At 55.2% G+C, this 26,992-nt stretch carries 23 protein-coding genes; 6 read left to right on the top strand and 17 right to left on the bottom strand.

Features of this window, described 5'->3' with window-relative positions; genetic code table 11:
- Positions 1 to 43: 43 nt before the first annotated feature.
- From HQL63_05710 to HQL63_05700, 3 genes are read right to left on the bottom strand one after another with little or no spacing between them, the layout of a single operon-like run.
- Positions 44 to 1,489: a sulfotransferase domain-containing protein gene (locus HQL63_05710; protein MBF0176330.1), complete on the bottom strand. Its 1,446-nt coding sequence runs from the start codon at positions 1,487 to 1,489 to the stop codon at positions 44 to 46.
- A gap of 14 nt (positions 1,490 to 1,503) precedes the next feature.
- A complete protein-coding gene (locus HQL63_05705) occupies positions 1,504 to 2,850 on the bottom strand; it encodes an AAA family ATPase (GenBank protein MBF0176329.1) in 1,347 nt (448 codons plus the stop codon).
- A gap of 22 nt (positions 2,851 to 2,872) precedes the next feature.
- Complete coding sequence (locus HQL63_05700; GenBank protein ID MBF0176328.1) at positions 2,873 to 3,373, bottom strand: hypothetical protein; 501 nt, start codon at positions 3,371 to 3,373, stop codon at positions 2,873 to 2,875.
- 389 nt (positions 3,374 to 3,762) lie between these two features.
- Here HQL63_05700 and mnmA point away from each other — a divergent pair, with 389 nt between their 5' ends.
- Both mnmA and HQL63_05690 read left to right on the top strand, forming a co-directional pair.
- Entirely contained in the window at positions 3,763 to 4,845 is a 1,083-nt protein-coding gene (mnmA, locus tag HQL63_05695) for a tRNA 2-thiouridine(34) synthase MnmA (GenBank protein MBF0176327.1), read from the top strand.
- 11 nt (positions 4,846 to 4,856) lie between these two features.
- A complete protein-coding gene (locus tag HQL63_05690) occupies positions 4,857 to 5,342 on the top strand; it encodes a cyclic nucleotide-binding domain-containing protein (GenBank protein MBF0176326.1) in 486 nt (161 codons plus the stop codon).
- A gap of 17 nt (positions 5,343 to 5,359) precedes the next feature.
- On the opposite strand, the gene HQL63_05685 is transcribed toward HQL63_05690, so the two are convergent.
- Complete coding sequence (locus tag HQL63_05685; GenBank protein ID MBF0176325.1) at positions 5,360 to 6,265, bottom strand: sel1 repeat family protein; 906 nt, start codon at positions 6,263 to 6,265, stop codon at positions 5,360 to 5,362.
- A gap of 95 nt (positions 6,266 to 6,360) precedes the next feature.
- Between HQL63_05685 and HQL63_05680 the strand changes: the two genes are divergently transcribed.
- Both HQL63_05680 and HQL63_05675 read left to right on the top strand, forming a co-directional pair.
- The gene (locus HQL63_05680; GenBank protein ID MBF0176324.1) at positions 6,361 to 8,394 is read left to right on the top strand and encodes a DUF3459 domain-containing protein; all 2,034 of its coding nucleotides are present in this window, start codon (positions 6,361 to 6,363) and stop codon (positions 8,392 to 8,394) included.
- 228 nt (positions 8,395 to 8,622) lie between these two features.
- Positions 8,623 to 10,317, top strand: coding sequence for a diguanylate cyclase (locus HQL63_05675; protein ID MBF0176323.1), 1,695 nt, complete (start codon positions 8,623 to 8,625; stop codon positions 10,315 to 10,317).
- Between the two features lie 87 nt (positions 10,318 to 10,404).
- On the opposite strand, the gene HQL63_05670 is transcribed toward HQL63_05675, so the two are convergent.
- Positions 10,405 to 12,123: a hypothetical protein gene (locus tag HQL63_05670; protein ID MBF0176322.1), complete on the bottom strand. Its 1,719-nt coding sequence runs from the start codon at positions 12,121 to 12,123 to the stop codon at positions 10,405 to 10,407.
- Between the two features lie 209 nt (positions 12,124 to 12,332).
- On the opposite strand from HQL63_05670, the gene HQL63_05665 reads away from it, so the two are divergent.
- A complete protein-coding gene (locus tag HQL63_05665; GenBank protein MBF0176321.1) occupies positions 12,333 to 14,219 on the top strand; it encodes a polysaccharide biosynthesis protein in 1,887 nt (628 codons plus the stop codon).
- 79 nt (positions 14,220 to 14,298) lie between these two features.
- Positions 14,299 to 15,393, top strand: coding sequence for a hypothetical protein (locus HQL63_05660; protein ID MBF0176320.1), 1,095 nt, complete (start codon positions 14,299 to 14,301; stop codon positions 15,391 to 15,393).
- Positions 15,394 to 15,443: 50 nt separating this feature from the next.
- Here the strand turns inward: HQL63_05660 and lgt are convergent, their stop codons facing one another.
- From lgt to gspL, 12 genes are all read right to left on the bottom strand, one after another.
- Positions 15,444 to 16,262, bottom strand: a complete 819-nt coding sequence (gene lgt, locus HQL63_05655; protein ID MBF0176319.1) for a prolipoprotein diacylglyceryl transferase — start codon at positions 16,260 to 16,262, stop codon at positions 15,444 to 15,446.
- Positions 16,263 to 16,280: 18 nt separating this feature from the next.
- Positions 16,281 to 16,892: a hypothetical protein gene (locus HQL63_05650; protein ID MBF0176318.1), complete on the bottom strand. Its 612-nt coding sequence runs from the start codon at positions 16,890 to 16,892 to the stop codon at positions 16,281 to 16,283.
- A gap of 84 nt (positions 16,893 to 16,976) precedes the next feature.
- Positions 16,977 to 18,851 (bottom strand): Gldg family protein, encoded by a 1,875-nt coding sequence (locus HQL63_05645; protein MBF0176317.1) that lies wholly within the window; start codon positions 18,849 to 18,851, stop codon positions 16,977 to 16,979.
- 33 nt (positions 18,852 to 18,884) lie between these two features.
- Positions 18,885 to 19,622 (bottom strand): ABC-2 transporter permease, encoded by a 738-nt coding sequence (locus HQL63_05640; protein MBF0176316.1) that lies wholly within the window; start codon positions 19,620 to 19,622, stop codon positions 18,885 to 18,887.
- 14 nt (positions 19,623 to 19,636) lie between these two features.
- Complete coding sequence (locus HQL63_05635; protein ID MBF0176315.1) at positions 19,637 to 20,587, bottom strand: ABC transporter ATP-binding protein; 951 nt, start codon at positions 20,585 to 20,587, stop codon at positions 19,637 to 19,639.
- Positions 20,588 to 20,691: 104 nt separating this feature from the next.
- Positions 20,692 to 21,180: a copper chaperone PCu(A)C gene (locus HQL63_05630; GenBank protein ID MBF0176314.1), complete on the bottom strand. Its 489-nt coding sequence runs from the start codon at positions 21,178 to 21,180 to the stop codon at positions 20,692 to 20,694.
- The gene (locus tag HQL63_05625) at positions 21,177 to 21,854 is read right to left on the bottom strand and encodes an SCO family protein (protein MBF0176313.1); all 678 of its coding nucleotides are present in this window, start codon (positions 21,852 to 21,854) and stop codon (positions 21,177 to 21,179) included. The genes HQL63_05630 and HQL63_05625 overlap by 4 nt, the downstream gene beginning before the upstream one ends.
- Positions 21,855 to 21,860: 6 nt before the next feature.
- Positions 21,861 to 23,933: an EAL domain-containing protein gene (locus HQL63_05620; protein MBF0176312.1), complete on the bottom strand. Its 2,073-nt coding sequence runs from the start codon at positions 23,931 to 23,933 to the stop codon at positions 21,861 to 21,863.
- Positions 23,933 to 24,418 carry a metallophosphoesterase gene (locus HQL63_05615; protein MBF0176311.1) on the bottom strand — a complete coding sequence of 162 codons (486 nt, stop codon included), beginning with the start codon at positions 24,416 to 24,418 and terminating at the stop codon, positions 23,933 to 23,935. Before HQL63_05615 ends, HQL63_05620 begins: the two co-directional genes overlap by 1 nt.
- A gap of 22 nt (positions 24,419 to 24,440) precedes the next feature.
- Complete coding sequence (locus tag HQL63_05610) at positions 24,441 to 25,223, bottom strand: type II secretion system protein N (protein MBF0176310.1); 783 nt, start codon at positions 25,221 to 25,223, stop codon at positions 24,441 to 24,443.
- A 16-nt stretch (positions 25,224 to 25,239) separates the two neighbouring features.
- Positions 25,240 to 25,755 (bottom strand): type II secretion system protein M, encoded by a 516-nt coding sequence (locus HQL63_05605; protein ID MBF0176309.1) that lies wholly within the window; start codon positions 25,753 to 25,755, stop codon positions 25,240 to 25,242.
- Positions 25,755 to 26,960, bottom strand: a complete 1,206-nt coding sequence (gene gspL / locus HQL63_05600; protein ID MBF0176308.1) for a type II secretion system protein GspL — start codon at positions 26,958 to 26,960, stop codon at positions 25,755 to 25,757. The genes HQL63_05605 and gspL overlap by 1 nt, the downstream gene beginning before the upstream one ends.
- Positions 26,961 to 26,992 lie beyond the last annotated feature (32 nt).

The raw sequence follows: 26,992 nt of genomic DNA, 5'->3' as shown, positions 1-26,992 counted from the left end.
GTTTACGGAACGGTGGCAGCCCAGTGCCGAGACCCTCACAACCTTACCAGTCATCCCCACTTTCGTACCCCAGTTTTGTGAGAATTTCTCCATTGACGGCCTTGAAGAGAAGTTTATTGCTTTCTGAAAAATAGTTTCGCCAATCTCCGACAATACCTTTCCGTTTAAATTTTTCCGGGACATCCTCCTTTTTCATGGTTGCCGAAGGTTTTTTGAAATCGGTTGTTTCCGCAATTTTTTTGCACTCTTCCCTGGACAGGGGCCGGTCAAGAAAGCGGGCGATCCGGCCAATGGTTTCCACCTTGTTTTCCACCATCTCCTCATAAGTGACAAAATAAACCGGAACCTGGTACATCCCCCCCAGAAGGCGCCACTGTTCGATCCAGACGGCCATATTGAATGCCTGCCCGGGAATCAGACCACCGCCTTCAACAGGACACCCGATGATGAGCCGGTGAAAACCCACTTCCTGACTGACACCTGTCAACATTTGCGTGAACATGTTGTCGGGGTCCGCAGCGACGCCGGTATAATAACAGTAAAACGACACCATCTGATCCCGAGGTTCCCGATATTGAACAACGATTTTGTAACGGCCATCGCGCAGATCCGCGCCCAGGTCGTGGTTGGCACACCAATGCCCAATCAAAAAATGCCCGTCGGACGCCTTCTCCAGACCTCCCTTGGGAAAGGCCTTGGACTCGTAATCGTTTGGCCAATAAAAGCCATCACCTGTGATCAACTGCACAATATCCGACAGAAGATGCGTCCCGCTCTTGGGGTATGACAAACAGGCATAACGGGTGGGTGAATTTATCGCAACGGGTTCATCTGGCGTGCGAAAAATATGAGTGATACTCTTCTGTTCCTCACGATGTCTTTGCAGGGGTTCGAGATCAGGTATTTCAATGCCACACAGGTCTGGTTTCAATTCCAACGCTCTGCGTATCAAGACCACGCCCTCTTGCTGAGCTTGTTTATCCTGCCGAAGTTTGATGAGGCCCATATCGTGGAGCGTCAGTGGATCATGGGGGTTGATCTGATATTCAAGATTCAAATAATGCAATGCCTCTTCAAATCTTTCAAGCCTGAATAAAACATGGCCGATAAAATAGAAAATTTGCTCTTTGGCAGAATCCATGGCAAGAACTTTGTTGTAATAATAGAGAGACTCCTCATATTTTAATAGATAACACAAAACGTGCGCCAGATTGAATACAACCCTTGGTTGATTTGGTTCCAATGCAATGGCACGTCGAAAAAAATCCGCACCTCGTTCCAGTTCATCGAGGTCCAACAAGATTTGGCCTGCCAACAGGAGCATCTGGACATTGTCAGGCTCCACCTGGAGAATGTGCTCATAATGACGCAAGGCCTGGTGCTGATTGCCCGCTTTATGCGCCTGCAAAGCAGCCAGCTTCAGCTTTTGCAGCTTGATTTCCGTATCATCAACTTCCGATCTTCCATCCCGGCTATCGCCCTTGTTCATTCCCCCCCCCTTATTCATTTTTCCCCCCGGTCCATGTCTTGTTCGGTGTTCTCTCCAACAACCTCGGCTACCAACCCTTCCTGCCGTTCCAGACGCTCCATGCCGGCTCCAGCCTGGGAGGGATCAGGAAAATTGACTCGAACCTCAAACCACGCCGAACCATCCGGATACTCCCCCTGGTAGAGATAAGCCCGATATCCCTTTTGGAACAAACCGGACATGAGGGTTGTTGCATCATGACGTTGATTGAATGCCGCCACCCTGACAACCACGGGCAAGGAAGTACGGGTTGATGGGTTCCCCCCGCCAGGTGCCGACGCAGTGATATCACTCCCGTAGGTTGTGCGCCTGCCATCGATATCCGCTGTTACATGAGCCTCTGGATCCAGGAGAACCGCACGCCATACCAAACCAGCCACGGCGATCAACACACCCACCCCTGCCAAACGTATCAGCCAGCGATCGAGGTCAGGGCGTGTACCCTGGGGATGCCTCAGGGCAAAAAGGCGCGGCTGTCTGACCTCGGTTTTGGCAGCAGAAGTCCCAAAGGGGACGCGCCACCGCAACCGGGGCACTTGCAATCCGGCGCCTCCCGCTGCGGAAGCCGCACGCCGTATGGTGAAACCACCAACACGAGCCGCCCGGCGATCACCCAGTTGGAACATCACGGCGGACATGACACGATTGATCCTGCGTGGAATGCCTCCACTTTCTCTCTGCAAGGTGCGCCAACCCCCCTGAGTCAGCTTCCACTCCGTCAACCCGTGGCGATCGAGATGGAATCTGACGTAGCCCGCCATATCCTCCGCATTCAGAGGATCCAACTTCACCGTTCCCACCAACAGTGGCACAAGGCCGCAAAAACGCGGATCCAAGGCCATGGACGCCGATTCAAGGCGACCGACAAGAAGCAACTGTAGAGGGTGGCGACCATCCCATTGGTAGGATGCGACCATCTTCAAGACCTCAAGATTGTCCCCATCCAACAGTTCAGCGCGGTCCACTGCGACCAGGATCCGCCTCCCCTGGGCGGCCCATCTCTCCATGGCCGCAAGCAGATCACCGTGTGTTGGGAGGGTGTCACCCACTTTTGCATCCACATCAAAGACGCACAACAGAGCCTTCAAAAAGGTCATGGCATCTGCATCCGCATCGGGCAGATGCAGCATTTCCCGATGATCTCCCGGAAGAATCTGTCGGAGGCGCAGCAAGGCCAAGCTCTTGCCCACCCCAGGCGGACCGGTGATAACCACAACCCCCTCCTCCCGACGCAACGCGCTCCGCAGGGTCCGCCACACAACTTTGTGGCCCGCCACCTGGTAGTACACCCGCGGATCGTTTACGGAGGAAAAGGGGGCCATGCGGTTCTGCGCGTCAACCACTTCAGGCCGCCGCTGCCTGATTTTTTGCCGTTTCCATCATGTGCATCAACTCCTGGAGGATGGGCAGAAGAGGTGATTTATCCAAGGTCACCTTGTCAACAGCCTCCTGAACAAAGGTCTTGCCAAACAACAGTTGCCGAGGTTGCATGCCCTGCAACTGTTTTTCCCAGCTGTTGAGGAGAGTGAGCCACCCTTTTACCGTCAATGTTCCCGGGGGAGCGCCACCCTTGGCCCGGTCCAACGCCAAAGCCACCTGCAAGGTCTCGATCAGGGGAACCACACACTCCAGACGTTCCCTTCTGGCGTTGCTCAAAAATCCGCGCAACGTATCGTGAACTTCATCGCCATTCTGGGCACTGCGCCGGTCAGATGCCAACCTGCCGGAACCAGTTCCCTGGCCAGAGAGCATCCTTTCAGCCTCTTCGGGGTCGATGGGTTTGGCTAAAGCCCTGCTACGGGGAGCCGGGCGCAATCCTTTTGCACCACTTTGCAAGGAACTCATATCCACCTCAATCCTGTAACATGTTCGACCCGACCGGCCCACACCCGCACGCTTCCGGCACACGGTTGGCCAGCCACCTGACAACGACCTGCAACGCCCTCGACACCCGCAATAAAACGCCCTCGCAGGAAGAGGCCACTCCCCTGATCGGCACAACCTGCCAATCGTTTTCCTGGCGCTCCGGCCCTGCTGCAACTCTGGGACCATATTTATTTTCCATGACAAAACAGCTATTTGTGATATAAAAACTGGGCAGATTGGAGGACGGGAGAACTTTTTTTCCCGGGGGTCGGCACATTTTTTCCTCTGCGGCGCCAAATATTCGTCGCCTGGAGGCCATTGGCCTGGTTGGGGTGCCGCATGGCCACTCCGCAACAGGGGTTTGCGACATGAAGCACCATAAAGAACGTGTGGCCGTAGCCATGTCTGGTGGCGTCGACTCTTCCACCGTGGCAGCCTGGCTTCTGGAACAAGGGTACGAAGTGATCGGCCTGAACATGCAACTCTGGGATCACGCCCAGACAGGGATTTCCGGAGGCCGCACCTGCTGTGCCAGCGACGATCTCCACGACGCCAGGCGCGTCGCCGAACGGTTGGGCATCCCCTTCTATGTGGTCAACCTCGAAGATCCCTTTCGTTCCGCCGTTGTGGATGACTTTATCGCGGCCTATGCTGCTGGCCAGACACCCAACCCCTGTGTGCGTTGCAACCAGGTGGTGAAATTTTCCCACCTTTTGGCCAAAGCCAAAGCCCTGGATGCCACAGCTCTGGCGACCGGACACTATGCGGTGCTGCGCCGGACCGCATCCGGTCACCATGAGCTTTGGCGGGGAGTGGACCCAGCCAAGGACCAATCTTATTTTCTTTTTGCCACGCCTCTGGAACAACTCCCTTTTCTTCGCTTCCCGCTGGGGCCTCTGACCAAGGAGCAAACCCGTGGTCTGGCGCAAAAATTTGGCCTGCACAATGCCACCAAGCGGGAGAGCCAAGATCTCTGCTTTGTGCCGGATGGCGACTATCGGGCTTTTTTCAGTCGGCATGCTCCCACCCTGGTCACGTCTGGGGAGATCGTCGATCAGGAAGGGCGCCCATTGGGACAACATCACGGCATCGGATGTTACACCATCGGTCAACGGCACGGCCTGGGCATCGCAGCTCCTCGACCTCTCTTTGTGGTGAGCATCGATGCGGCACGGAATCGCATCATTGTCGGACCCGTTGAATCCCTGTATAAGGATCGGCTGGAAGTCATTCATGCCAACTGGTTGGCCCGGTACCCGTGGGAAGGACCGCATCCGGTTGGGGCCAGGATTCGTTACGCTGCAACGCCCCAGCCAGTCACAGTTGAACCTATGGATGATCACCACCGGGTCAAGGTGCGTTTCAAACAACCCCAGCGCGCCATCACGCCCGGTCAGGCCTGTGTCTTTTATGTCGGGGACCAGGTCATCGGGGGGGGTTGGATCCTCTGACAGGACGATTCATGCTCGTTCATAAACTGATCGAAACGGCGCCTTTTTTCCGGGAGTTCACCCCTGCGGAACGTGCCATGCTCGTAGAGGGGGAGAGCTTTTTCGTCACCTACCACAAGAACAAGCAGTTGATCCGCGAAGGTGACACCGATGACGCCCTGTTCATCATCATGAAAGGTTCCGTGGAGGTGACACAGGAAAGTCATCCGCAAAGCATACTCGCCGTTTTGGAAACCGGGGCGGTCATCGGGGAGATGTCCTTTCTCACCAAGCACCCTCGGGCTTCCAATGTCACCGCCCGCGAGGAAACCATTGTTTTTCGCATCGATGGTTCAGAGATGGGGGCTCTGGATCTCGGCATGCAACTCAAGATCAAGAATCAATTGATCAACATTCTTGTGGATCGCGTATCCCGCCTGAACGCCGACCTGGCCCGGCAAAAGCTCGCCAACCAGACATTGGTCGCAGCACTCGCCAAATGTCACCCCACCAAGTAGGGGCGTTACCCACCATCCTACTGAATGGCCAGAGCTGAACCGCCTTCCCCTTTTTTTGGTTGCCATTGACTGGCCAACGCCTTAGCCCGGGCAATCTCGTCGGGGGTCATCCTCGCGGCAAGGGAGGTGAGTTTGATGTTGGCATGTTGGTAGCCCTGGCTGGAGGCAAGAGTGTACCACATGTAGGCCTGGATAAAATCTTCTTTAACAACCTGGCCAAAGCTGTACATGACACCCAGATTGTACTGGCCCCTGGCGTTGCCTTGTTCTGCCGCTTTGCGAAACCAGGTCAGCGCCTCTCTGGCATCTCTGGCGACACCCTGGCCGCGATGGTAGGCCACGCCAAGTTTGAACTGGGCCATGGCAACCCCCTGCCGGGCTGCCAGGAGGAACCATTTTGCCGCTTCCTGGAGGTTTCGGCGCAGACCACGTCCTTCGGCGTACATGATACCCAGGTTGTATTGGGCGTTGGCATATCCCTGTTCAGCCGCCCTGCGGAACCACCTGACCGCCATGTCGTTGTTCTGGGGAAGCCCACGGCCATGGGCATACATCACGCCGAGATTGTACTGGGCACAGGCAACATTTTGGCTGGCTGCTTTGCGAAACAGATCCACCGCCTCCTGATCATCCTGACGGGTGCCACGCCCTCCCGCGACCATCACGCCCAGGTGAAGCTGCGCCAGGACATTTCCCTGGTCGGAAGACTTACGATACCATGTCACGGATTTTTCATCGTCAGGCGGAACGCCCTGGCCCGAGGCATACATCAAACCGAGTTCATATTGGGCATGGGCATCCCCATCCTGGGCCTTGCGGAGGGTCGCCGCAAAATCCTCCGCCCGAACCGTCGCGCCTGTCATAAACAAGAGAATCGCAAACCAATGGACCAACAGAAAAACCGCAAGTGACGACCGTTTCATGACCACGAGATCCTTGTCACAAATGGAAAAGTATCGCACTGCATCATCGAGCATCCCCGCTTGCCCACCCCACAAGCTGCCATGACGAGTCAACCATGATCCAGCACCGCCAGCATCGTATGCCGTTTGGAACACATCTGCAAGATGACGATACCACCTCTTTCCGCCTCTGGGCACCGGCGGCCCGTCAGGTCGAGTTGTGTTTGACGGTGGCAGAGGGAGAGATCATCCTCCCGATGCAGGCCGAGGCCGAGGGTTGGTTCACCTTGTCGACCGGCATGGCCCATGCCGGTTCACTCTATTTTTTTCGTATCGACGGTCGGCAGCATGTACCGGATCCAGTCTCCCGGTTTCAACCTCGTGATGTGCACGGCCCCAGTTGTGTTGTCAATCCCCTGGCCTGGGGGTGGCACGATGCCGGTTGGCAAGGACGTCCCTGGTCCGAGGCCGTCATTTATGAATTGCATGTCGGCGCCTTTTCCCCCACCGGCGGTTACCATGGCATCATCCAGCGCCTTCCCTACCTTGCCGAACTGGGCATCACAGCCATCGAGTTGATGCCGTTGGCTGATTTTCCCGGCCAATATGGCTGGGGTTACGATGGCGTTCTGCTTTTTGCCCCTGAGGCAACCTACGGGCGTCCGGACGATTTGAAAAACCTGGTCGCCTGTGCCCATGCGCATGGCATAATGGTGTTTTTGGATGTGGTGTACAACCACTTTGGTCCAGAGGGCAACTTTTTGCACCTCCAGGCGCCCGACTTTTTCCACCCCTGCCGTCACACTCCTTGGGGCGTGGCCATGAATTTTGAGGGTGCGTCCAGTTATTGGATTCGGCAATTTTTTATTCACAACGCCTTGTACTGGCTGGAGGAGTACAACATGGACGGTCTGCGCCTGGATGCCGTGCAGGCCATGCTTGACGACTCCAGACCCCACATTGTGCAGGAGTTGGCGGCAGCCGTTCGGTGTGGTCCAGGCGCCCACCGACACATTCACCTGATCCTGGAGAACGATGACAACGCCGCTCATCTGTTACAATCTGCACCTGGCGGCCACCCGGCTGGGCGCGATGGAGAGACCCATCTGCCGCATCCAGACTCAGCACCCCTTCCAGAAAAACCTGGATCAGCACCCCTTCCAGAAAAGCCTGGACATGAAAGTCTTTGTCAGGGCTTCGCCCCGAACTCCACCAGGGCGCTCCCCTGGACCCGCCAGGGAGCCAGCCCCCCGGACCCCGAAGCGTGGCCGGGTACTGAATGGTTACCCCTGCCCCGCTGCCAGGCTCAATGGAACGACGATCTGCATCATGTATTGCATCACATGCTGACCGGGGAGACGCAAGGTTATTACCTGGATTTTCGGGATCACCCTCTCCACCATCTGGGCCGTGCCCTGGCCGAGGGGTTCTCTTTTCAGGGCGAACCTTCTCCCTATCGCGATGGCCGGTTGCGTGGCGAGAGCAGTGCGCATTTGCCCCCCACAGCCTTTGTCTCTTTTTTGCAAAATCACGACCAGGTTGGCAATCGTCTCAACGCAGATCGCATCGTGGGCCTGGCCCCTTTTGCAGCGGTGCGTGCTGCCACGGCGATATTTCTGCTGGCGCCGCAGATACCCTTGCTCTTCATGGGACAGGAGTGGGGTTGCCAACAACCTTTTCCATTTTTTTGCGACTTACACAACGACCTTGCCGCTGCCGTCTCTGCCGGGCGCCATCGGGAGTTCGAGCACTCTTTTCGTTTCCAAAATGCGCGATCCTGGCCACCCCTGCCTCATCCCATGGCGCCGGACACCTTTGCTGCGGCGCAACTGGAGTGGGACGGCCTGCACACCCCGGAAGGCCAGAGATGGCTGGCCCTGCACAAGGAGCTGTTCGCTTTGCGCCGCAGGGAGATTCTCCCATGCCTCTCCCTGATCGGAGCCAATGCCGGACGATGGCGCGTGTACCCAGGGAACGTTCTGGTGGTCACCTGGCGTCTGGTGACAGGTTCACGGCTCACCGTGCTGACCAATCTTTCCGATCGACCTCTGCCCGCCCACCCCGTCGCTGGCCGATGCTTCTACACAACCCATGCGGTCGAGCAACACCTTCCCCCATGGTATGTCGGATGGTTCAGGAAGGAGGTCTAAGGGATAACAAAATCAGACATCGTTATGAATGACAATATGACACGAAAAAAAGATGTTTTTATACCACACAAGATGTTTCATGCAATAACCACAATATTCCCTTTCAATATTTTATGCCCCTCCAATGGTCTTACAATCTTTCAAAGGGCGCAGAATGGTGGTAGCATCCCATTCATTCTGTTCGTTCCATTCGACACCGACCTGTCGAAACGAAAAGGGGCATGCACCATGGCACAAAACAGGATATCACACGGCAAGGGTGCAACGTCAAAACGTGTTCTCAAATCGATTGCATTGAGGTACAGGGATCAAAAACGGATCAACCAGCAACTTCTTGCCGAGATTGCCCAAAAGCAGCGCTTGTTGCAGGTCTTCTCCGGTTATTGTCATGCCGTGGGCAACGCCTCCTCGGAGATCGAGCTTTTTACCCATTTCTGTCATTTTGCCGTCAAACAGGGAGGGTACCTGCTGGCTTGGGTCGGGGAGAAACAGTTTGATGCCCAGAAAACGGTCAAGCCCATAGCCTGGGATGGGGTAGGTGTTGACTATATTGCGGAGGTCCAGGTCAATTGGTCAGAAACGGACATCCATAGTCACGGCCCTTCAGGTCGGGCCATCCGAGGGGGGCGCACCGAATACTGCTCTGATACCACCACCGATCCCCATTTTCTTCCCTGGTTGGAACTATCCAAGAGACATGGATTCAGATCCATGTTGGCAGTACCGCTCAAACCCGGGAATGAAATTTATGGATCCATCAATTTTTATTCCGCCAATCCTGATGCCTTCCGGGCCTTGGAGATCGAACACCTGGAGATGATCGCCAACCAGATCACACTTTGGCTTTACTACAACCGCGAGTCATCCAAAGCCCAGGAACTTGAATGGCTCAACCGGCGCGCCCTGGAGTCACGCATCGCCATTGCGGCCATGTTGGAAGTCTCTCTCGAACCGATCAACATGAATGCCATGCTGGCATCCCTTTTAAAAATCATCCTGTCTGTCCCTTGGCTTTCCCTGGAATCGAAAGGCTCCATATTCCTTGCCGACCCCATCAACCGAACCTTGCGTTTGGCTGCGCAACACAATTTATCTCCCCAACTTTTGGAGAAATGCCGTATCGTCCCTTATGGTTACTGCCTGTGTGGCCGTGCCGCGCAAGAACACCAAATCGTTTTTTCGCCAACTCTTGATGAACAACACGATGTCACATTTGTCGGCATCATGCCACATGGACACTATTGTGTGCCGATTCTTTCACAAAACAAGCTTCTTGGTATTTTAAACCTTTACGTCACGGATGGACACTCTCCCGACCCCGAAGAGCAGGGGTTTCTTGCCACGGTCGGCAACACTTTGTCTGGCATTATCGAACGAAAAATCATCGAAGATGAAATGAGCAGACTGGTTCGTTTCGACAGCCTGACGGGTTTTTTGAACCGCCGCAGCTTCTATGAGGAGTTGACCAGGGAGATTACCCGGGCACGCCGGGAAAAAAGGGATTTTGCCTTATTGTATATTGATCTGGATGGTTTTAAAAAAATCAATGATACCTTCGGCCACCCGGTGGGAGATGAGTTGTTGAAGATGGTCTGCTCCCGCATCTCTACGGCATTGCGCATGTCCGATACCCTGGCTCGGATGGGTGGAGACGAATTTTGCGTCCTGCTCGTTGGCATGATCAGCGAAAGTCACGCCCTTGCGGTAGCCGGCAAGATCGTCAGTCAACTGGGTGAGGAGTTCCGCATTGGCCAACACGTTTGCCAAATCGGTTGCAGCATCGGCATCTCTCTCTATCCTGCCCACTCCACAACCCCGGAAGATTTGGTCCGCCGCGCCGACATGGCGCTCTACGATGTCAAGCGCACGGGTCGCAACCATGCCAAGGTGTACCACGTCGGCATGGAAATGGGGCCCATATAAAACCAGATGAAGCCCCCTCAGGGACATCCCAGGGAGAAATCGTTGGTGGTCAGGAGGACGTTTCTGCGGCCCTTCCAAAGCCCCCCCTCAGGGACATCCCAGGGAGAAATCGTTGGTGGTCAGGAGGACATTTCTGCGATCCTTATGGATGATGTGGACACCGTGCAGGGCCACTTCAAATCCGCTCAAACGGAGTTCGGCGTCGTACCCGGCTTTCGGGAACGACGCGCAATACTGACCTGTTTTATCATTCAAATGCAGGTGGTGCCGGTTGAAATACCACCCGACCTGATACCGGCCCGATTCATCCCGGAGGCCGGAGAGGAAGGATATCATCCAGCTGGCTGTTTCGTTGGAGGTCATGCTTCCCAGTTGGGGAAAAACCCAATAAGTCCTCCGGGGGGCCTGATCCCCTCGCAAAATGGTATCCTGCAATTCTCCCAGAAACAGTGGAACACCTTCCGGATTTTCAATCAGCAGGCTGGTCACGCTTCCTGGCAGTTGTTCGAGCAGCGCGCGCATTTTGAAGGGATTCATGTAGGCGTCAGGTGCAAGGAGCAGCTTCGCGGTGTGCGCCGCAGGCCATGCGAGGATGCAGGCACAAGTGACCCACAACAGGAAACGTCTCGCCCTGGCTCCCATCCATCCCCGGGACCAGAGAATCAGCCTGTCACCAGTGGCGTGGGCCAGGGCCCAGGTCGCAAAAAAAGCGATCAGCCCGTCAAAAATCCGCATGTCGTACACCAAGAACAGACACAGGGGTACCGTGAGCCAGATCACCCACTGGAACGGCATGAGCGTCATGACCGGACGATCCGGAACGAGGGAGCCCTCGGACCTGCGCACATCCTGGCGCCAACCCACGGCAATAACCATGAACAAAATGACAAAGAGTGGCAGATAGAACAAAGCGTCGAGCACCCGGATCTGCCACGGTGGTACGAGTAAAAAAATTCTACGCACACGTTCCAACAGTCCCGTCCATAAAGCGTTGGACTCAGCGGTCTGCTGGGTCAACTCCCGGCCATGCCCTTGAATTTCCACCAACGACTCCGGGTAGTGCAACCCATAAAACGCCGCCATGGCAAACAGGGGAAGCAGGGCCGAGAAGAGCAGAAACAAAGGAGCTGCAAGGGATCTCGATTTGCGTTGCCAAAGCTGATAGGCAGCCACGATGGACCAGGCAGCGGATGGAAGAGCGAAAACAGGATGGGAGACAGCAGATAGACCCAACAAAATTCCTGTCAACAGCAGACTGCCCCACCCGGTTTCTTTGCGCACATATCGACCAAACGCAGAAAGTGCGCCAAAAAGAAACAGGCAGCCCAAAAATTCCGGGCGCACAGGCAAAAGCGCCATGGAAAAAGGGGTGAAAGCCAAAAGACCCAAAAAGAGAGCCTGCCGGTTGGCATTGCCTCGTACATCGGCAGGCCGGGCAAGCCAAAAAGTACGCAGGGCAAACACCAGGCTGCCCATAACAACAAGTGATTGAAACAACCGATAGGTGAAAAAATGGACAGGCAGTCCCAACAAGTTGGTGACAAAAAGAAAAATTCCCTGGAAGAACGAGTATGTACCAAAAATGGAAAACAGGTAGACGTTGGTGTTGTCCATGGGCACAGCCAAAACCCCCTTGGTGGCCAACCCGAGTGCTGGACCAAAATAGAAAATGTCGTCAGAATTGGGAACCAGAATAAAAAACGACACTGTCAGAGACACCACCCAAACCAGCATCAGGAGGTTACGGGAGGATTCACCTCCCAGGTCAGCTGATGGATCGGCTTGGGTCAAGGAGATATTGTTCATGGCCGCCAACTGAAAATGGATTTGAGAGAGAGAAAAGAAATGGTATGTTGTCCGCTCCGTGCCTTCTCCGGGCAGTCTCTCTGAAAGTGCAGTGCCCGCCAAGGAAAAATGCGTTCAAACTGTTTCTGTTTCTCTTTTTAACGACGAGGCGATAAGAGGTTAAGATATTGAAAATTCACAGATTTTGGAGGGAAATAAGCTCCTATCTGTTGACGCGCTCGCGCCGCACGAAACAGTCCATTCTGCTCTATTTCGACATGCTGGCCATTCTGACCAGCATCTGGGGCGGTTTTGCTGTGCGGTACGACGTTTTTCTCCCGGACGCGCTGAAAGTCAGCTGGGTCTCCATGCCTCTGGCCATGGTGGTCTCGTTCCCTGTCTTTCAATATTTTGGTCTTTATCGGGCCATCATCCGCTTCATGGAGGCGCAAGCGGTCTTCAGTATCCTGAAAGCTGTTGCGCTTAGCGTCCTGCTGACGGTGTATGGCGCCAAACTGCTCGGCATTCCTCTTTTCTCGCTGACGGTCTGGGCCGTTGAAGGCATGCTGTTGCTGATCCTGATCGGGGGGAGCCGCTTGCTGGTTCGATTCCTGTTGATTTCCGGTCCCAGCTCGCCCAGAAAGCGCCTGCCTACCGCCATCTATGGGGCAGGCGACGCAGGTGTCCGGCTGGCCATGGCCATCAAACACAGCGTTGAAGTGCAACCTCTCCTTTTCATCGATGACAACAAGGAGATCCAGGGACACGAAATTCTCGGTTTGCCCGTTCACTCCCCCCGAGAACTTCCTGACCTGATCAAGCAGTTTGGCATTCATCGCATCATGGTGGCCATGCCCTCGGTCAGTCGGGTACGCCGTTCGGAAATCATCCGTGAACTGGAGAAGTTGCCAGCACAAGTCATGGTCGTTCCGGATCTAGGCCAGATCGCTAGCGGCAACAAACGTGTCGAAGATGTGGAACAAGTTGGCATCGAGGATCTGCTGGAACGAACCCCTGTGCAACCCAACCAGGTCTTGATGGATGCCTGTATTCGTGACAAATCCGTATTGGTGACCGGCGCCGGGGGTTCCATCGGGTCGGAATTGTGCCGAAAAATCCTCCAGTTATCTCCCAAGCGCCTGGTTCTGGTCGAGCGGACGGAATTTGCCCTTTATACCATTGAACAGGAGTTGCGACGCATTCTGGAAGGTCTCCCCGTCAAATTTGACCTGATCCCCATCCTTGGTTCCACCGAGCATCACAAACGCATGCGTTCGGTCATCGAATCTTTTGCGATCAACACCGTCTATCATGCGGCAGCCTACAAACACGTCCCCATCATCGAACGCAATCCCATCGAGGGGGTGCAAAACAATATTTTTGGCACCCTCAATCTTGCTGAAGCCGCCAATCTTGGCGGGGTGGAGACGTTTGTCCTGATTTCCACCGACAAGGCGGTGCGGCCAACCAATGTCATGGGCGCCACCAAACGCTTCAGCGAATTGATCCTGCAAGGACTTTCCCAGCAAGAAGGGGTGAAGACCCGCTTCGTTTCCGTCCGTTTCGGCAACGTACTGGCATCTTCCGGATCCGTCGTCCCCTTGTTTCGGGATCAGATCAAACGCGGTGGCCCTGTGACAGTGACCCATCCTGACGTGGAACGTTTCTTCATGACCATATCCGAAGCGGCGGAACTGGTCATTCAGGCCGGATCCATGGGCCACGGGGGTGATGTCTTTGTTTTGGATATGGGAAAACAAATCCGCATCGACGCCTTCGCCCGGCGCATGATTCGACTGGCTGGATTGACGGTGAAAGATCAAAACAACCCTTACGGCGATATCGAGATCATGTATACCGGCCTGCGAGAGGGGGAAAAGCTCTATGAAGAGCTGCTGATCGGCAACAACCTCTTGCCTACCGAACACGAAATGATCCTGCATGCCCAGGAAGAGTCCCTGCCCTGGGAGCGCATTCAGAAGGATCTGTCCAGGCTCGTGCAGGCCTCCAAGGATTTTGATTACATGGAAATCATCAAAGTACTGGAAGGTGCGGTCAGCGGATACCATCCCCCCAGTGGTATCCAGGATTGGGTCTGGATCCACAGGTCACAGTAAAGTGGAGTCATCTTCGGTTTGAGTCTTTATGGATAAACCCTGGATGTCATATTGAAGCCCTACAGAAGGTATACGGAACATGAGTGCAAAAAATCAGCCGGAAGGTCCAGCCCAGCCCCCTTTTCCGTTTCCGGGCATGTTCCCGCCAACCGGCTTTCCTGGTTTTGCCTCCCTTGGCATGAGCGAAGAGTCGGGCGTCAAATTTGATTTGAGCGAACTTTGGTGGGGTCTGTTCAAGTTCTCCTGGATCATCGTTATCCTGACTGCCGTTACCGGCTACAATGCCTACAAAGATGCCAAGGGACAGCCCTACATTTACCGCGCTTCCGCTTCCATCATGTCCGCTTCCGAAGACACGGGAACGGCTGCGGCCAGCAGCGGGAGTTCCGGTTCCGGTGGTGGAGGTCTGGTGGGTCTGATCGGACCGCTCTCCGGATTGTTGATGGGAGACAGCACGGGTGGGGTCATCGGGGTAGCCAACATCAACCTGCGCTCCCGCACTTTCATGGTCTCCCTGATCCAGGAAGAAAACCTGCTGCCGGACATCTATCCAGAGTTGTGGGATGCCGTAAACAAAAAATGGAAAGATGGCCGGGAGCCCAATCTGATTCATGCCTTCCATAAACTGCAAGGAATGATTGCCATTGGCAAGGACGCTTCCTCTGGCACCACCAGCCTGTCTGTCACATCGACTGATCCCAAAAAAGCCGCACACATGGCCAATCTGTTCGTTGACATTCTGAACAAAAGGTTGCGGGAGAAAGCCATCCAGGAGAGTGAAGAGAGGCTGGCCTATTTGACAAGTCAGGTCAAAGTGACATCCTACGTCGAGATTCAGCAGGCAATCACCGGGCTTCTTGAGGTGGAAATCAAAAAAATGATGGGGGCCCGTCTGAGAAAGGAGTTTCTTTTCCGCATCATCGACCCGGCCATCCCCCCGGAACCCAACGAATTTATCGGTCCCAACAAGCCCCAAATCGTCATTGCCGGCATTGGCAAGGGGTTTGTCATCGGCTTTGCCTTGACCATCTGCCTCCACTTTCTGGAGAGAGTGATCAAAACAAAACGGCGTAAGCGGCATGAGGAGAAGGAGACCAAGGAAGCCGAAACAGATCGAGATAACGAAAAAAGAGGCGACGCCAAGGTCGCCGTCGCCAAACCTGTCGCGGGTTAAAGGGGTGCGTCAGAGGGATTCAGGCTAAGGAAGGGGTGCGTCAGGGGGATTCAGGCTGTGGTCTGCGCCCCCCCCTTGGTCAGGGACCGCACCAGGAGAACGACGCCGACGAGAAAGAACGGAAAGGAGAGGATTTGGCCCATGGAGAGAGGAGAATCGGGAGAGAGCACCAAAGGCTCCTTGAAAAACTCCGCCACGATGCGCAAACCAAAATAACTGGTGGCAAACAACCCCGTCAGCATACCGGTCGGACGCCTCTCCCCGCCGCTTTTACGGTCGGCCCAGAACAATAATCCGAGTACCACAACACCCAGCAGGGCCTCATAAATTTGTACAGGATGCCGGGGAACCAAACCGGCCCGGTCATAATGGGTAAAACAGATGGCCCAGGGAACAGAGGCAGCCTTGCCGACAATCTCTGAGTTGACAAGATTGCCCAGACGCACAAAAACGGCCACCAAAGCCGTGCCAAAGGTGATCCGGTCGGTCAACTCCAGAAACGGAATGCGTGTCCACCGATGGAAAAGATAGGCCGCAAACAGAATCCCTACCGTGGCGCCATGGCTGGAGAGCCCGATAACAGGCCCTTTCAGACTGAAGGCGCTCCACGGATCAGCCAGCACACGATCCCACTCGTAGAACAGACGGTGCCCAGTAAACGCGCCGATCAACATGCCCGTGGCCAGCGCCCAGGTCAGACGTATGTCCGTGTCCTCTGGATGGCCGGCACGCGCCATCTGCCAGGAGAGGAGCATGTGACCCAGCACCACGCCCAAGGCAAAAAGGATCCCATACCAGCGGATATGCAGGGACCACAACGTCACAACGGGATCCACGTCCCAGATCAGACAGTGCGCGACATGCCCCAAGACGCACCCCCCTGACAATCACTCAGGCCCGGGGGGCACAACCTGTCCCGACGGGCGCTTTGGTTCGGACGGGATTCCCAGCATGATCTCCCCCAACCGGCGCACGAACGCCTCCCCTTTGGGAGTCAGGCGCATGGGCCCCGACTGGCCCCGTGCGCCCAGGGGGTGCTCAAATTGCACCAGACCCATGGCGGCATTGCGCCCATGTGGAGGTTCCTGAAAGTCCTGTAGATCCCACATGGTCACCAGACGGGATTTTCCAACATCCTCGGCCAGTTGGTTCATCTCGATTTCGGAGCGATTGCCAAGAATGGCAAAAGCCAGGATGGCATGCAACTGGATATCGGGCTTGAGTTCCCGGAAAGACTGCAGCACATCTTCCAGACGCTTCTGGATCACAGCCGGAGAGTCAGGGAGATCAGGTCTCTTTTGTTTGACAACATCAACGACCGTCAACAGGGCCTGGCTGATCACCGAAGAGTCACTCGCACCAACCTCTTGGGATTTGAGAAACTCCAAGGCCGCCAGCGCCTCCGGGGTAAGCCAAACCGCCACCCGTTTTTGCCCCTCGTTGATACGTCGTTCCCGAAACCGCTTTTGCCGCTTGAGTGTCGCCTCGTCGGTGACCATTCACCCCCCCTTGCTCAGTCGATTGCAGTGCCGACACGAGGAAGATGATCCAGGTAAGTCGAGAATGCAATTAAAAATGTATCTTCAACTCCCACCGTTTGCGACGACGGATCTTGCGCGCCGCAGGCGCCGCATGCCCACCAGAACGCCACTCATACCCACCAGCAAAGGGGCCAAGCCGATCACAAAAAATTTGATCCAGGTTTGCAAGCGTTCCACCTCAAGGGTCAGATGCCTTTGGACATCCCGCAACTCCTTGCGGATGGTAAGCAGCTCCTGGCGAAATTTTTCGATCTCGGCCACCTGGGCTGGATTAAGAGTGGTGTTCCTGCCCTGGTTCTGGAGTTCCACAAAACGCTTTTGCGTCTCCTGCATACGCTGGTTCAAAACTTTTTGCATCTCCTGGAAGCGAAGTTCGGCCTGTTGCCGAATGGCCTGCAAACGCACAAAGGGCCGTGCAGCCTGGGAATATCCTTGATTTCTGACGTTGACCAGATCTGTCCGGGCCAACAGATCGTCCAAAATATTCATGACCAGCCGTCCGTTGGCGGTATAGGGTACATCGACCGGCATATTCAAAAACTCGCTTTTCCGTACCCAGAATTGGTCCTGGAGAAGATCGCTGTCGGCCACCAGGACCAGCTTGATCGGCTCCGTGGATCGGCGCAGATGTCCGGTCTGATGATCCGGGGCAGTCGTGGCGGAGGTATTATTGTCCGGACCCTCGGCAGGGAAAGCCGAAGCGAAGGGACCGTGGATCCGAGCTGCCAGGATAGCCTGATCTTTGGGTCGATACTCCTGGATCAGACGCTGCGGGGAAGATGTCGGCCCGAGCAGGGCCATATCGAACCAACTTCCCTGCTTCCCTGTCATGAGCAAAGGCTCAACCCGCAGGCCGTGCCCGGACTTGGGGGAGATGATGCCTGCCGTCGCCAGGGTGACCCGATCCAGGTAAGCGGTCACGGGATCCTGGCTGTTCATCTGCCCGGGACCGAGGTCGATCCAGACCGGGTAGTTGATCAGGGTACTCCCCGTCTCCAGGCTGTTGAAACGAACCTGTCTGGATGACTGCAAATCGGCGGCAACCTGCTCTCGCAAGATTTCAACACCCCATCCGGACAACAGGGCATTGGGCAGGGAGTTGGCCAACCAGGGTGTGGCATTCTCCTGGGCCTGGCAATAGGGATCGGCAAACATGACCGTCGGCTTGCCGCGCAGGACGTGTTGATCGACAGCGTCAAGAATGGGCCGGGGCAACTCGCGGGGATGCACCACCATCAGAAGATCAACATCGTCTGGAATCTTGTCATCGCTTACCTGAATGGTCTTGATGGTAAATGATTTTTCCAACTCCTTGTGGATGGCCCACGGGGGCTTGGCCGGGGGGGCATCAGGCAACAGGGACGAAGGGACTCCAGCCAGGGGCAAGGTCGAGAGCAGGCCCAACACAGGCCTTTTGGTACGGGCAAGGCGAAAAAGGAGAGAGGTAAGATCATATTCGAGTTGTTCCCCCCAGGCAGGGAGCAGAAAAGGAATCGCCTCCGTTCGGCCCGAAGCATGGCGAGCCACCAGACCCAAATAAATTTTTCCGGCAGCAGTGGGAATGGAAATACCCCGCAAACCCGAGTCCATGGCCAAATCTTCTTCGGCGGAAAAGGGTTCGGGATTGACCACGGTCAAATGCAATTTGTTCCCGGAGAGATGGAGATAGGTATCAAGGAGATCCCGAATCCGGGTCACGTGGAGGCCCAAGCCGGGTATGTGACTGGTCAACGAACGGGAGACGAAAAACCATAGCTCCACGGGCTCTTGCAGGTTGGCCAGGATATGTCGGGTTCCTTCCGACAGGGTGTAGAGCTTGTTGGCCGTCAAATCCAGTCGCGCCGACCTGAGAAACGAGTTGGCCAGAATGTTGACCGCGAAAAAAACCGCCGCTGCCAGCAAAAGTCGCCCACCCATGCGGATAGGGGCCCCATTCCCTGTCAACATAGGTCACTCCCCCCTGCGCAGCTCAAGAACCAGGACATTGACATAGAGCCAAAAAGCGATCAATGAGCCAAAATAGATGGCGTCCCGAAGATCGATCACCCCCTTGCTGATATGGGAAAAGTGCGTCAGAAAACTGAAAGAAGCCACCGTCTCCCGTATGACAAGGGGGGTCCACCCCTCAAGAAACCCCAGAACAACCGGATGACCACTCAGGACAAAACCAAGCCCCGCAGTCACCGTCACGACGAAAGCGATGACCTGGTTGCGGGTCATGGCCGAAAGCGATGCACCCATGGCCAGAAAGCCCCCGGCCAGCAGAATACTGCCGACATAACTGGCCAGGATCACACCATTGTCCGGGTTACCCAGATAGTTGACCACCAGCCACAAAGGAAAGGTGAGGCCCAATGCCATGGTCGCGAAGCACCAGGCCGCAAAAAATTTGCCCAGTACGGCCTCCACAGCACGTATCGGCAAGGTCAGCAGCAGTTCTATGGAACCACTTTTTCTCTCTTCCGCCCACAGGCGCATGGTCAAGGCAGGGATGAGAAACAGGTAGAGCCACGGGTGGTAGGTGAAAAACGCAACCAGATCCGCCTGACCACGCGGAAAAAAATGTCCCAACTGGAAGGTGAACACGCCCGAAAGCACCAGGAAAATCACCAGGAACACATAGGCAATCGGGGTTGTGAAATAACCCGACATTTCGCGGCGAAACACATGAGCGACAGAGTTCCACATGGGGTCAGAGTCCCTCAGGAAGGCTGCGCATGTCCAGCCTGGGTCAATGTGTGAAATGCCTCATCCAAATGGCCCCGGTCCACATACAGTTTTTCCAGCGACCACCCGCGTCCGTGCGCGATCGCTCCCACCACGGCGGCGAGGCTCGTTCCCGAACGTGCCAGCAAGCGGAGTTCGACATGATCGGGCCCTTCCAAAAGCGTCTCCACCGCCAACACATCGGGATGATCGCCGAAAACATGGCGGGCTTCGTTGGCCTGGGCAGGATTCAGGCCCAGGGTCACAGCATTGTGATAACGCGAGCGGCTCGCAAAAGCGTCGGGAGTTTCATCGGCCAAAAGCCGGCCCCGGGCGATCACCGCAACCCGGGTACAAACCGGCTGGATCTCCTCCAGAATATGCGTGGAAAGAATGATGGCCTTTCGGGGGGCCATGTGCCGAATCAACGCACGCACATCCTGCTTTTGATTGGGATCGAGACCATCCGTGGGCTCATCGAGGATCAAAATGTCCGGGTCATGCAGGATGGCCTGGGCCAATCCCACCCGCCTCTTGAACCCTTTGGAGAGCGTCTCGATGGGCCGGTACATGATCTTTTCGATATGGAGCAGGGCCACGGCGGCCTCGATGCAGCGTTTTTTCTCCAGTCCAGTCAGTTTGCGGATACCGGCCACAAAATCAAGAAAGCCGGCTGGTGTCATATCACCGTAGGCCGGGGAGCCTTCCGGGAGATAGCCAACACAGCGCTTACCCTCCAAGGGGCGACGGGTCATATCAAAACCGGCGACACGGACATGACCGGAGGTGGGTGACAGAAAACCGGTAATCATGCGCATGGTGGTGGATTTCCCGGCGCCATTCGGTCCCAGAAAACCCAACACCTCCCCTTGCCGCACGCAAAACGAGATCCCATCGACTGCCTTGACCCAGCGGAATGCTTTGCACAGATTGTCGACTTCGATCAACGCGCTCACGAACGCCTCATCACTTTTTCCCGCAAACGAAGACAAAGCAGCCCGACTTGCACTCAGCCATTTTTTTCACAGCGCTCACTTCGCTGGTCATGCATCTAGTGCATGTGGTGAGCGTCTGCTGCGGCAGGATCCTCCGTACCCTTCTGAACCTTTGCTTTCACGTCGATCGATGTTCCATTTTTAAAATTCAACGTCAAGGCGACCTGATCGCCTGCACGTGGAAGAACATTCTTCTGCGGGGTGATCAACATCAGGTGGTATCCACCGGGTTGCAAGACCACCTGACCCTTGGCGGGTATGATCAACTCCTTGATCCCCTGCATTTGCGCCTTGCCTAGATGTTGAACCGTTTCGTGCATCTCGACTTTGACAAAGTCCAGAGCGGTGGCACCGATCAGGGTGGACGGTTCGATCGCCGTATTTTTCAAGACCATGTAGGCAGCTGTGAGCTGCATGGCCGGTGGCATTTCACGCACCCACGCACCCTCGACACTCACTCCCGGCCCACCGGCGATGGCCACATCGGCAAGGGAACAGAAGGCCGCCAGGCACGACACCCAAAGTCGCCTTTGCAAAGACTTCATGATTTTCCTCCAGTAAAGTTGACGATACGTCTGATTTTGTCAGCAGCCATGTCAGGCGGATTGTTGCTTTGCGATATGATGCCGACCAGCCTGCCATCCGGCGAGATGAGAAAGAATGCCGAACTGTGCGTGATTTCGTAGGCATCGTCGGAACCACCGGGATTGATGGCATAGTAGGCCCCAACCTGATGCGCAAGATCTTTCAACACCGACTCCTTGCCGGTCACCCCAAAAAATCCTGGATTGAAGAAGGTGACATAATCCTTGAGCAGCCCCAGAGAATCACGCTTGGGGTCCACGGAGACAAACACCCCCTGCAACCTTGTCTGCCCAAAGGGGCTCTCGCCCAGATGGGTAAAAACCTGGTGCAAAAATCCCATGGAGGTGGGACAGACATCCGGGCAGTGCGTGTAACCGAAAAAGAGTACGGTCCAAAGACCCCGCAACCGGGAGAGAGTAAACACCTGACCCAGATGGTCTGTCAACTGAAAGTCGGTGAGGCGCTTTGGGGCTGGCATGAGGCTCCCGACAAGATCGGGCGGGAGCTGGGCGCTGTTTTCCCAGTGCTCACCGGAGAGACGATAATAGATGCGTGAGCCGATCAAAAGCGTGATGACCAAGGCAACCAACAGGGTGGGCGCCATTTTTCTGATCCTGGAACGTTCATCCTGCATGTCGCATTACCTCTTGTTGGTCAGCCAGGAGTCCATGAAAGACTGAAATGCGCTGGCCGAAAGCGGTCGGCTGAAAAAATATCCTTGAATCTCATCACACTGTTCTTGACGCAAAAAATCCAATTGCTCCTCAGTTTCCACCCCCTCCGCAATGACCTTCAACCCCAGGCTGTGGGCAATGCCAATAAAGGCGCGCACAATGGCGGCATCCTCCGGGATCGACGTGCAGGTTCGTACAAAGGATTGGTCTATTTTCAAGGTGTTGACCGGAAATTTCTTCAGGTAGCCAAAGGAAGAAAACCCGGTGCCAAAATCGTCGATGGCCAGACGGATATGGCTGCGTGACAAGGTCAACAACTTGGTCAAGCTTTCGGCGACATCCCCCATGGCGATGCTTTCCGTCAGCTCTAACTCCACGCAGCGGGGATCCAAACCGACATCGTTAATGGTGGCCAACACCTGCTCAGGAAAGTCAGGCAGTTTAAATTGGATCCCCGATAAATTGATACCCATGCGCACGGGCGGATAACCGGCATCAAGCCAGGATTTTGCCTGATGGCAAGCACTCAGCAAGACCCACCGACCTATGGGAATGATCAAACCCGTCGCCTCGGCCAGGGGAATGAAATCTCCCGGTGATACCATACCCTTCTCCGGGTGGTTCCAGCGAATCAAGGCCTCGACGCCCGCCAACTCCATGTTGCGCAGATCGATCTGAGGCTGATAATACAACAAAAACTCTTGCCGTTCCAAAGCACTGCGCAAACTGTTTTCCAGAAGCATGCGTGCCAACGATGCGGTATTGAACGCTTGGCGGTAAAACTGCCAATTGTTTCGTCCCTGTTCCTTGGCATGGGACATGGCTGCATCGGTATTTTTGGTCAGGGTCTTCACATCCTGACCATCCAGGGGGTAGATCCCAATGCCTATACTGCAACCCAGATAAAATTCCATATCATCAATTTTATGCAGCTCGGAGAGACAGGCAAGAATATGGCGTGCCAGAGTGGCTGCGTCATCGGCACTCTCCAGACGTGGCAAGACAATACCGAATTCGTCACCTCCCATGCGGGCCAGAACGGCCTGGGGCGGGATGCTGCCGGAGAGCCGTTGCGCCACCTCCACGAGCAAACGGTCACCCATGTCGTGCCCCATGGTATCGTTGACGACCTTGAACCGATCCAGGTCGAGAAGGAACACGGCAACCAACGCCCCATCTTCCCGTCTGGCGTCGGCCAGCAGGTGTCCCAGACGCTCGTGGAACATGAGACGATTGGGCAGACCGGTCAGGAGATCGTGGCCGGTCAGGTAGAGCAGACTCTCCTCTGACTCTTTGGCAGCCGTCAGATCCGAAAAAACCATCACGTAATTGATGGTGCTGCCGTTTGGCGTGCGGATGGCGTTGATGTGAGACCACTGCGGATAAATTTCACCACTCTTTTTCCGATTCCATATCTCCCCCTGCCAACTGTTGCCAGAGGTCAGGGATGCCCAAAGATTTTGATAGAAGGACGCCTCGTGCCGCCCGGACCGCAACAAACTTGTCCGCTGCCCAACCACCTCCTCCGGCGCATAACCCGTGATGCGTTCAAAGGCTGGATTAACCGAGAGAATGGTTGCGTCCGGTCCGGTCACCACCACCCCTTCGGCGGTATTTTCGAGGACACTGGCTGCCAAATAAAGCTGTTTTTCGGTGTGCAATATTTGGATCAGATAACGAACACGGTTGCGCAAGATGGCCCAATGGATAGGTTTGGGAACAAAATCGGTCGCCCCAACGGCGAAGGCCCTATCCACTGACTCGTCGTCATGCAAGCCTGTAATCATGATGACCGGAACGTGTGCGGAATCAGGCTGTCGCTTGATCTCCAGACAGGCCTGAAAACCATCCATGACAGGCATTTTGGCATCCATCAGGACGACATCCGGAACCCGTTCCTCAAAACACCTCACGGCTTCCGCCCCGTTCTTCACCCCAAGGGCCTCATAGCCGATTTTTTCCAAAAAACGACACAACATCAACCGGGTTACCGGATCATCGTCCGCGACGAGAAAGTATGGAATTTTTTCTTGCATCATCACAAATCAATCAAGTCGATACCATCATGGCAGGTATCCAAAAGCATCACTGTCGCAGGGCCGCCAAAGCCGTGCGTAGTCCCGGGATTCAGGGCAAGGGTCGTTGCAAAGTATCGGTTCTCGGGGTGGTGCGTATGGCCCGAAACGACGTATTGAAAGCGTCCGCAGGCAAGCAGGGCATCGCGGATCGCGGGAACCGTACCATGATAGACAGCCATGCGTTTCCCCGCGACATCCAGTTCGAGATAGTCTCCCTGCAAACGCCAGCCCCGTTCACGAAACAGGTGCAGCAGGCCATATTTTTCGCCATCGTTGTTGCCAAAAACTGCCGCCAGGGGGATGTTTTGGAGGAGTCGCAACGCGGCAGGGCTGATCATGTCGCCGGCATGCACGATCAATTCCGCCTGCCGCTCCTGAAAAATGGCATGGGCCCGGCGCATATGGCCCACATGGTCGTGAGAGTCGGACATCAGGCCAATGATCATGGGTTGTTTTCCGACGCCCACCCTACCGGAAGTAAGGCACATCCCCGGTGTAGTTAAGAGAAAAGCGACCATTATTGGCAACCAGACCCAGATTATTCCGCAAAAACTCTTCCATGGCCTGTTTGTTTGTGTCCGCTCGCACCTCGATATCACCTTTGAGCCGATAACGGCCAGCCTCCCAAACCTGCAACTTGGCATCGACGATCAAGGGACTCCGAACATCATTGATCTGGACGTTGAGAAGATCCCCGTCCATGCCAAAGACCAAACGAAGATCCCCGAGAAAAACCTTCCAGGGAGGGCCTATTTCGAATCCTGTCAGATGAACCCGCCCGGTTATCTCGGGAAAACCATTCTCCCGCAAGGAAAAATCATCGAGAGCCAAATCGATGTCGCCATTGATCCTCAGGGGAAACCCCTTGAACAGATTGGTCACAAACGGGATGCTCGACTCTCCGTTCACCTGCCGCAGGCGGACACGGTTATGCTCAAGAAGATCAAAACGGCCCCGCACGCGAAACTGCTTGGAGTTACCCAGATAAAACAGACCTGTCAATTTTCCCCGCACAATCTCCCTTGGATTGACCTCCCAACGAACCGCATCCAACTGGACAGGGGGATAAATCATCTGGTCCGCCCGCCCGCTCCACAGGGTGCCGGAAAGGGAGACCAATTGCAGTGGAGCAATCCGGGTGGATACCAACTGATAGACAAAGGAGGCCGGAAGATTGCCAAACAAAAAATATATGAAGGACAAAACAGCAACGATGCCGTAGAACCACCACTTTCTCAGAACAAACATCATGGCATTTCCCTATCCGTTACGGTACAGCCGTCATGACCAACACAAGCTGGGCGTCGACCAATCCAGGAATTTTACCTTTTTCAATTGCGACATTGACTGCCTCGATACCGTACTGATCGTGCAACCCCTCCATCCAGGTGAGCAAGGATTGGAAGGGAGCTTGTTCGAACCACAAACGGACCTTGTCCTGTCCTTCCGGTTCAACCCGCTTGAGCACAGATCCCAAACCCTGTTTGCGCACACTTCGGTCCGCCAGGGAGAGGAGAGAGTCTCCTTTTTGCACACTCAATCTGGATCCGGTGGAGACCTTGAAACGGGCTGCGTCATACGAGGCCTGCTCCATCCAACGTATTGTATTGATACGTTTTTCAGTGATTTCACGCAACTCGCGATACCGTTCCCGCACCGGCAACCAGACCAGGGAGAAAAAAATCAGGACGATCAACACAAAACCGCCCCCTGCGACCAGCAGCCTTTCGCGATCGCTGATGGAAGACCACCGAACATACAGGAATTGTTTCAGCTTTGACATTACAACCCCTTGATCTGCAAATGACTTTCCACGGACTCACCCTGTTTGACAGCCGATCGGATATTGACCTGCATCCGGCCCGAGGCCTCCATGGCTTGTTTGAGCTTGTTCAGTTGTTCCAGATCCCGAATCCGAATATAAAGATCCAAAAGACCATCCTGATAGCGAATCCGTTCCAGAACCGTTCCGGGAAAATCCATGATGGTCGAACCTGCCTGCACAATGAGGTTCAAAAATTCCTGACCACCCCCGGCCTCCTTGCTCATACGTTTCATGCGTTCGCGCATCTGTGCTTCGGGGTGGACCACCCGGGTACCGGGGAATGTTTTCTGGAAAATCTCCTGAATGCGGGCATCAAATGCCAGAAGCTGACTCTCCATGCGTATGTTTTCGACATAAACGATACCCAGTTTCACCAGGATCCAGATGGCGGCCAGAATAACCGTCAGACGAAAAGGGCGGACAATTCCCTCCCAACGGCCCTGGATTCCATATCGGCCTTGTAACAGGTTGATGGTTCCTGTTTCCAGGTTGGCCCCAGCCAGGAGGGTCGCGGGATCGACTTCGGGGCGAGACTCCTCGACTTCCAAATCCGGCAAATCAGGCAGCATGCTGTTGCAGGGTTCGGTTGTATAGTTCAGCACCAACAGCTTTTTAGGCCGATCAGCTTGATCCAGCTCACGCAAGGCCTGGTCAAGGACAAACCGGATGTTGGCGTTATCCATGGCCAGGCCAGTACACGCCCCTGTGCGCAGGAGCGCCCGATCCGGGGTTGAAAGAAGGGTCCAACTCTCTGATTTCCAAGGCAATAGAAGTGTTTCACTGACAATCATGTCCGGTCGTATGCCGACATGTGCGAGTGTGGCAAGCCACTCCTCCATCCGTTCGACTTCCGCCACGGCCACAGCCCGATACCCCTCCTTCAGGGTGGGGCCAAGTGAGAAGTGCAGTTTATCCAGGGGCGAGGCCACCCTCTCCTCAAGCAGAAAAGGGAGGGCTTTGGCCAAATTGCGGCGACTTGTCTTGGGCACAGCCAGGGATTCGAGCAGAACATCCACCCCGGGTGCAACTGCAACCACACGCATACGGGAGATTGCGGCAGCCACCTTGCTGGCCACCTCGCTTTTGGCATCCCCCTCCAATCCAACCCAGGTGAGCATATCACCCGCAGCAGCGGGAAGATGAACATACGCATAATTCCTCATGACATGGTCACCGCGCCTCGCATGTTAAGCCA

It is taken from the genome of Magnetococcales bacterium (assembly GCA_015231175.1).
GTDB lineage: Bacteria > Pseudomonadota > Magnetococcia > Magnetococcales > DC0425bin3 > HA3dbin3.
Note: the sequence above shows the minus strand (reverse complement) of the source record. Positions and strands in the feature narration are given on the sequence as shown.